General features: G+C 35.3%; 6 protein-coding genes and 1 tRNA gene. 4 read left to right on the forward strand and 3 right to left on the reverse strand.

What is annotated here, in order from left to right:
* Both ES677_RS14725 and ES677_RS14730 read left to right on the forward strand, forming a co-directional pair.
* The coding region (locus tag ES677_RS14725) for a transposase (RefSeq protein WP_148381659.1) at positions 1-228 on the forward strand (228 nt) is incomplete at its 5' end.
* A complete protein-coding gene (locus ES677_RS14730; RefSeq protein ID WP_148371016.1) occupies positions 221-454 on the forward strand; it encodes a transposase in 234 nt (77 codons plus the stop codon). The genes ES677_RS14725 and ES677_RS14730, both read left to right, overlap by 8 nt.
* Positions 455-613: 159 nt before the next feature.
* Here the strand turns inward: ES677_RS14730 and rpsT are convergent, their stop codons facing one another.
* The 3 genes from rpsT to proS form a co-directional block, all read right to left on the reverse strand.
* On the reverse strand, positions 614-865 hold the full coding sequence (gene rpsT / locus ES677_RS14735; protein WP_148371017.1) for a 30S ribosomal protein S20: 252 nt from the start codon (positions 863-865) through the stop codon (positions 614-616).
* A gap of 24 nt (positions 866-889) precedes the next feature.
* Positions 890-961: transfer RNA gene (locus ES677_RS14740), tRNA-Glu, on the reverse strand.
* A 270-nt stretch (positions 962-1,231) separates the two neighbouring features.
* Positions 1,232-2,710, reverse strand: coding sequence for a proline--tRNA ligase (proS, locus tag ES677_RS14745; protein WP_148371018.1), 1,479 nt, complete (start codon positions 2,708-2,710; stop codon positions 1,232-1,234).
* A 100-nt stretch (positions 2,711-2,810) separates the two neighbouring features.
* Here proS and ES677_RS14750 point away from each other — a divergent pair, with 100 nt between their 5' ends.
* Both ES677_RS14750 and ES677_RS14755 read left to right on the forward strand, forming a co-directional pair.
* Entirely contained in the window at positions 2,811-3,821 is a 1,011-nt protein-coding gene (locus ES677_RS14750) for a hypothetical protein (RefSeq protein WP_148371019.1), read from the forward strand.
* A 32-nt stretch (positions 3,822-3,853) separates the two neighbouring features.
* On the forward strand, positions 3,854-5,368 hold the full coding sequence (locus ES677_RS14755; protein WP_148381660.1) for an OmpP1/FadL family transporter: 1,515 nt from the start codon (positions 3,854-3,856) through the stop codon (positions 5,366-5,368).
* Positions 5,369-5,914: the final 546 nt, after the last annotated feature.

A 5,914-nucleotide genomic window follows, 5' to 3' on the forward strand; every position in this document is an offset into this window, starting at 1 on the left:
TTGGCTCAGTGGTATAACGAAGTAGAAAACTCAAATTTTAAGTCCTTCAATACCATTGCAAGGTCTATACAAATCCATTACAAACCAATTTTGAATTATTTTAACAACAGGAGCACCAATGCTTCCGCGGAATCTTTTAATGCAAAAATCAAAGAGTTCAGGTCGATGTTTAGAGGCGTAAGAGATGTTAAGTTTTTCTTGTTTAGACTTACTAAATTATATGTCTAATTTATGTCACTCCCCAAAAATATTCCTTGATACGTTTAAAGCCTTCAATACTATAGCTAACACAATACATATTAACTACAAATCAATTTTAAATTACTTCATAAATAGAAGCACAAATGCATCCGCAGAATCCTTTAACGCAAAAATTAAAGCCTTTAGAACACAATTTAGAGGTGTCAAAAATATAGAATTTTTCCTTTTTAGATTGACTACTATTTTTGCTTAAACACAACATTTGGGAATGATCCCTAAAATCGCATAACTTTTTCACTTGATCCGTTCTATGCTTTAGGTGACTGTAGTGTTTGCAAATAGAATTGACTTAACACAAAAGAGCCTAACGATTTCTCATTAGGCTCTCCTATTATTATATACCTAATACAGTTTAGATAGAAGCGACGTGCTTTACTAAAGTAGATTTTAAATTAGCAGCTTTGTTTGTGTGAATCACATTCTTCTTTGCTAATCTATCTAACATTGAGATTACTGAAGGCAATAATGCTTCTGCTTCTTTCTTATCTGTTAACTCACGTAATCTTTTAATCGCACTACGTGTCGTTTTATGCTGATATTTATTTCTTAAGCGTTTAGATTCATTACTTCTGATTCTTTTTAACGCTGACTTATGATTTGCCATTATTTTATTTTTATTAAAAAATTGTAGCCCGTAGGGGAGTCGAACCCCTCTTACCAGGATGAAAACCTGGCGTCCTAGCCGATAGACGAACGGGCCATTTTATTTTGAGTTTGCAAAGATATATTTTATTCTATAACCTGCAACACTTTTTTCAAATAACTTTTCACAATATTTATTCCTTATCGTGACTTACAATGTCTCCATTGCGGTTGCAAATATATATCTTATTTTCTAAACTCGCAACACTTTTTTTCAAATAACTTTCACAATTTATATTCCTTATTGTGAGCCACAATATCGCTATTGCGGATGCAAAGATACTCTTATTTTTAAATGTTGCAAGCTTAAAATAAAATAAAACAAAAATTAATAAGCTTTAGCAAACAAAACCCTTCTGTTTGAGACACTTCCAGAAAAAATACATTTTCCATTTTCTTCTTTAGCATCTAAAGGAATACATCTAATGGTTGCTTTTGTAACCTCTTTAATTTTATCTTCAGTCTCTATAGTACCATCCCAATGCGCCGATATAAAGCCTCCTTTACCGTCAATTACGGCTTTAAATTCTTCAAAAGTATCGACTTCTGTAATATGACTGTCTCTATAATCTAACGCTTTGTTGTATAAATCATCTTGAATTTCGGTCATCAGCCCTTCAACTTTATCTGTTAAGGTATTTAAAGAGACCACTTCTTTTGTTAGCGTGTCTCTACGCGCTAATTCTACGGTTCCGTTTTCAAGATCCTTTGGTCCTATTGCAATTCTTAAAGGCACACCTTGTAATTCGTGCTGCGCAAATTTTGCCCCCGGTCTATGCGTTGTTCTATTATCAAACTTTACAGTAATATGTTTTGCTCTTAAATCTTTCATAATACCATTTACAACTGATGTAATTTCTTCAAATTGCTCATCGGTTTTATAAATAGGAACAATAACCACTTGATTAGGCGCTAAATTTGGAGGCAATACTAAACCTAGATCATCACTATGCGTCATTATTAAAGCTCCCATTAATCGTGTAGAGACTCCCCAAGAGGTCGCCCAAACATACTCTTGCTTTCCTTCTTTATTGGTGAATTTTACATCGAATGCTTTGGCAAAATTCTGACCTAAAAAGTGAGAGGTTCCTGCCTGTAGCGCTTTACCATCTTGCATTAAGGCTTCAATGCAATAAGTATCAATGGCTCCGGCAAAACGTTCGCTTTCCGTTTTCACACCTTGAATAACAGGAATAGCCATAAAGTTTTCGGCAAACGTTGCATACACATTATTCATTGTTTGTGTTTCTTTTAATGCTTCGGCTTTTGTTTCGTGAGCCGTATGCCCTTCCTGCCATAAAAATTCGGAGGTTCGTAAAAACAATCGTGTACGCATTTCCCAGCGCACCACATTGGCCCATTGGTTAATTAAAAGTGGTAAGTCACGGTATGACTGTATCCATCCTTTATAAGTATTCCAGATAATAGCTTCACTGGTTGGTCTTACCACAAGTTCCTCTTCTAATTTAGCTTCAGGATCAACACGAAGTTTTCCTGGGTTATCGGGATCGTTTTGTAAACGGTAATGTGTTACAACAGCACATTCTTTAGCAAATCCCTCAGCATTTTTCTCTTCAGCTTCAAATAAACTTTTTGGTATTAGTAGCGGAAAATAAGCATTTTGGTGTCCTGTTTCCTTAAACATTCTATCTAATTCTGCTTGCATTTTCTCCCAGATTGCGTATCCGTAGGGTTTAATAACCATACATCCCCTAACTGCCGAGTTTTCGGCCATATCGGCTTTAACGACTAACTCGTTATACCATTTTGAGTAATCTTCTGCTCTACTCGTTAGTTTTTTGCTCATATTCAGTGTTTTGGCACAAATTTTGTGACTATGTTAAAAAAAGAAATAGTTTGACAAAACTAACTATTTTTGTTATGTTCAACAATAAAATACAAGAGATATGCAATTTAAAAACGATATACGCAGTAAAGTAACTATAAGCCTTGTCTTAATAGCGGCATTCGGGCTCTCTTCTTGTGGTTCCTACCAATACGTTGGCCAAGATAGCGATGGTATTTATAGTTCTAACGACGATTATGTAGAGCAAGAACAACCTGCAGTTGTTGAGAGTGATGATAACGATTCAAACAACAATAATTACTATGAAAACTACTTTTATGAAAAATCGAGTGCTTTAAATGTAGCCGATGAAGACAAAGAGGAAGAAGTATTCACCGATGTCGATAGTTACCAAGGTAATTACGACACAAATAGTGCAGATTCTGAAAGCTATGCGGGATGGGGACAAGAAAATGAAAATATTACCATTAATGTATATTCAAACGAAATAGGGTATGCTAATTACTGGAACAGACCATATTACGGATGGAACAATTGGGGATATTCTCGTCCATATTCTGGATGGAATGTAGGCTTTGGTTTTGGTCACGGCTATGGATTATATAGCGGTTACGGATGGAATTCCGGATATTACAATCCGTACTATAACCCCTATTATTATGGCGGTTACAATGGGTATTATGGAAACTATAACAACTCCCCTTATTACTCTAACAACCAATATTACAATAGAAATAGTGTTTCACGTAATGCAACACGAAGAGGGAATACGACGAGTAGAAACTCTGACGTAAGTAGAAACTCAGAATTAGGACGAAGAGTCTCAACGCAAGCGAGATCGAATTCAAATTCTAGAGCACGAACGGAGACATCAACAAGACAACGTACTGAAACTAATAATTCTCGAACTAGAGTAAGAACATCTGCTCCTAATAGAACGAGAACTTCGACACCTAGTAGAGCGAGAACCTCTGCACCAGCGCGTACCACAACGCCTAGAGCTACAACGCCGTCGCGTTCTAGATCTAACAATAATTCTATGAGTGCACCAAGAAGAAGCTCTAGCCCTTCGCCCTCAAGAAGTGGTGGTGGCTCTAGACGAAGAGGGTAATTGATAAAATTAAAAAGAAAGAAATAAATAATATGAAAAAGTTATTCTTACTGTTCATAGGTGTTTTATCTATGTCTACAATTACTGCACAGAATTTAAACGATGCTGTTCGCTACAGCGATGGAGAAATACAAGGTTCTGCTCGCTTCAGAGCCTTAAGCGGAGCTTTTGGTGCCTTAGGAGGCGATTTAAGCGCCATAACTATTAACCCAGCAGGATCTGCTGTATTTTTAAAAAGTTACGCGGCCATAACGCTTGGTAATACGAATACCAAAAATGAAACGTCCTACTTTAACGGAAGAAATAGCAGTTCCAACTCTAATTTTAATATTCAACAAGCTGGGGGTGTCTTTGTTTTTCAGAACAACTCTGGTTCACCTTGGAAAACAATAAGCTTAGCGGTGGCTTATGAAAACACTAAAAATCATGAAGACGATTGGATGTCTAACGGAATCAACACCCGCTCTATTGATTCTTATTTTTTAAATAATGCTCAAGGATTGCGTTTGGATGAAATTTCCGCGTTACCAGGAGAATCAACAAGTGACGCTTATTCGGAAATTGGAAGCGCTTATGGCTACCAAAACCAACAAGCCTTTTTAGGATATGACTCTTTTATTTTAGAGCCCAATACTAACGACGATGATAATACTGGTTATACGTCTAATATCGCAGGTGGAACCTTTAATCAAGAATATTCTTATGCAGCAACCGGTTATAATGGAAAAGTAGCATTCAATTTAGGAACACAATATGGTGAGAACGTTTATTTAGGTCTTAATTTAAATTCTCATTTTTTAAATTATGAACGTTCTACATTTTTATATGAACAAAATAATAATGCCGGGTCTATTGTAAACCAAGTTGGCTTCGAAAATAATATGTCGGTTACAGGTAGCGGGTTCTCCTTTCAATTAGGTAGTATTTTTAAATTAACTGAAGAATTTCGAGTTGGTTTATCATACAACTCACCAACGTGGATGTCAATTGAAGAACAAACAACTCAATATCTAGAAACAGTTAGAGATGAAGCTGGGTCTAACGTTCTAAAAGTAATAGATCCTAGAATTTTAAATGTTTTTGAAGAATACAAATTACAAACTCCAGGAAAAATTACAGGAAGTTTGGCTTACGTTTTCGGCACCAAAGGTTTAATCAGTTTCGATTATTCAAGAAAAGATTATGCTAACACAAAGTTTAAACCCACATCCGATTCTTATTTCAGAGCGCAAAATGCCATTATTGAAAACCAATTAACTGCTGCGTCAACCTATAGAGTTGGTGGAGAATATAAGTTGAATCGTTTTAGTTTAAGAGGTGGCTATCGCTTTGAAGATAGCCCGTATGCTAATGGAGAAACAGTTGGCGACTTAAACGGGTATTCTATAGGATTGGGTTATAATTTCGGCAACCTCAATTTAGACTTAACCTTCGATCAATCTCAACAAGACAACAATTATCAATTATACAATAGCGGTTTAGTAGACTCTGCAGCTATCGACGCTGTTCAGTCTAATGTTACTTTAACTTTAGGTTTCCAGTTATAGAACACCATTTTAATACGCCTTTAAAAAAGCCTGAACATGTGTGTTTAGGCTTTTTTTTTGTGAGGTGTTTTCAATTAAATAAGGACATGAGATATAAGACTTTCAAGACCCCTTTTTTCAGAATTGAACCACAACTTAAATAATTAACACTACTTAATTGAACGTAGAAAGTCTACACTATGTGTTATAAGAAGAATGAATTATTATTTACAGCATTACATTTAAAAGTTACCCCTATTGATTTTTAAATATTATAAGCAATATTCCTCTAAAGGTTACTGAACTAAATTATTTTCAAACCTATCCGTCCTTTTTATTAGAATTAAGACCTCCTTTTTCCTTTAACTATAATAAACTATTAGACTTAAATTAAAATACTCACAACACCTCATTTACACATTGTACCAGCTATTCCTGTCCCCTACAGCTCTAACAAAACAACAAAACGCATAAGTTTAACTATAGGCATAAAAAAAACCTGAACAGTACTGTTCAGGTTTTTTTGGTGTATTCTATGTGATTATTATATCGCTTTTAGCGCTTTAG

The organism is Bizionia gelidisalsuginis, from assembly GCF_008086185.1.
Taxonomy (GTDB): Bacteria; Bacteroidota; Bacteroidia; order Flavobacteriales; family Flavobacteriaceae; genus Bizionia; species Bizionia saleffrena.

Bases quoted from the DNA above. Each gene is read 5' to 3' on its own strand.
- ES677_RS14730 (WP_148371016.1), top strand. From the start codon at position 221: ATGTCTAATTTATGTCACTCCCCAAAAATATTCCTTGATACGTTTAAA.
- rpsT (WP_148371017.1), bottom strand. From the start codon at position 865: ATGGCAAATCATAAGTCAGCGTTAAAAAGAATCAGAAGTAATGAATCT.
- proS (WP_148371018.1), bottom strand. From the start codon at position 2,710: ATGAGCAAAAAACTAACGAGTAGAGCAGAAGATTACTCAAAATGGTAT.
- ES677_RS14750 (WP_148371019.1), top strand. From the start codon at position 2,811: ATGCAATTTAAAAACGATATACGCAGTAAAGTAACTATAAGCCTTGTC.
- ES677_RS14755 (WP_148381660.1), top strand. From the start codon at position 3,854: ATGAAAAAGTTATTCTTACTGTTCATAGGTGTTTTATCTATGTCTACA.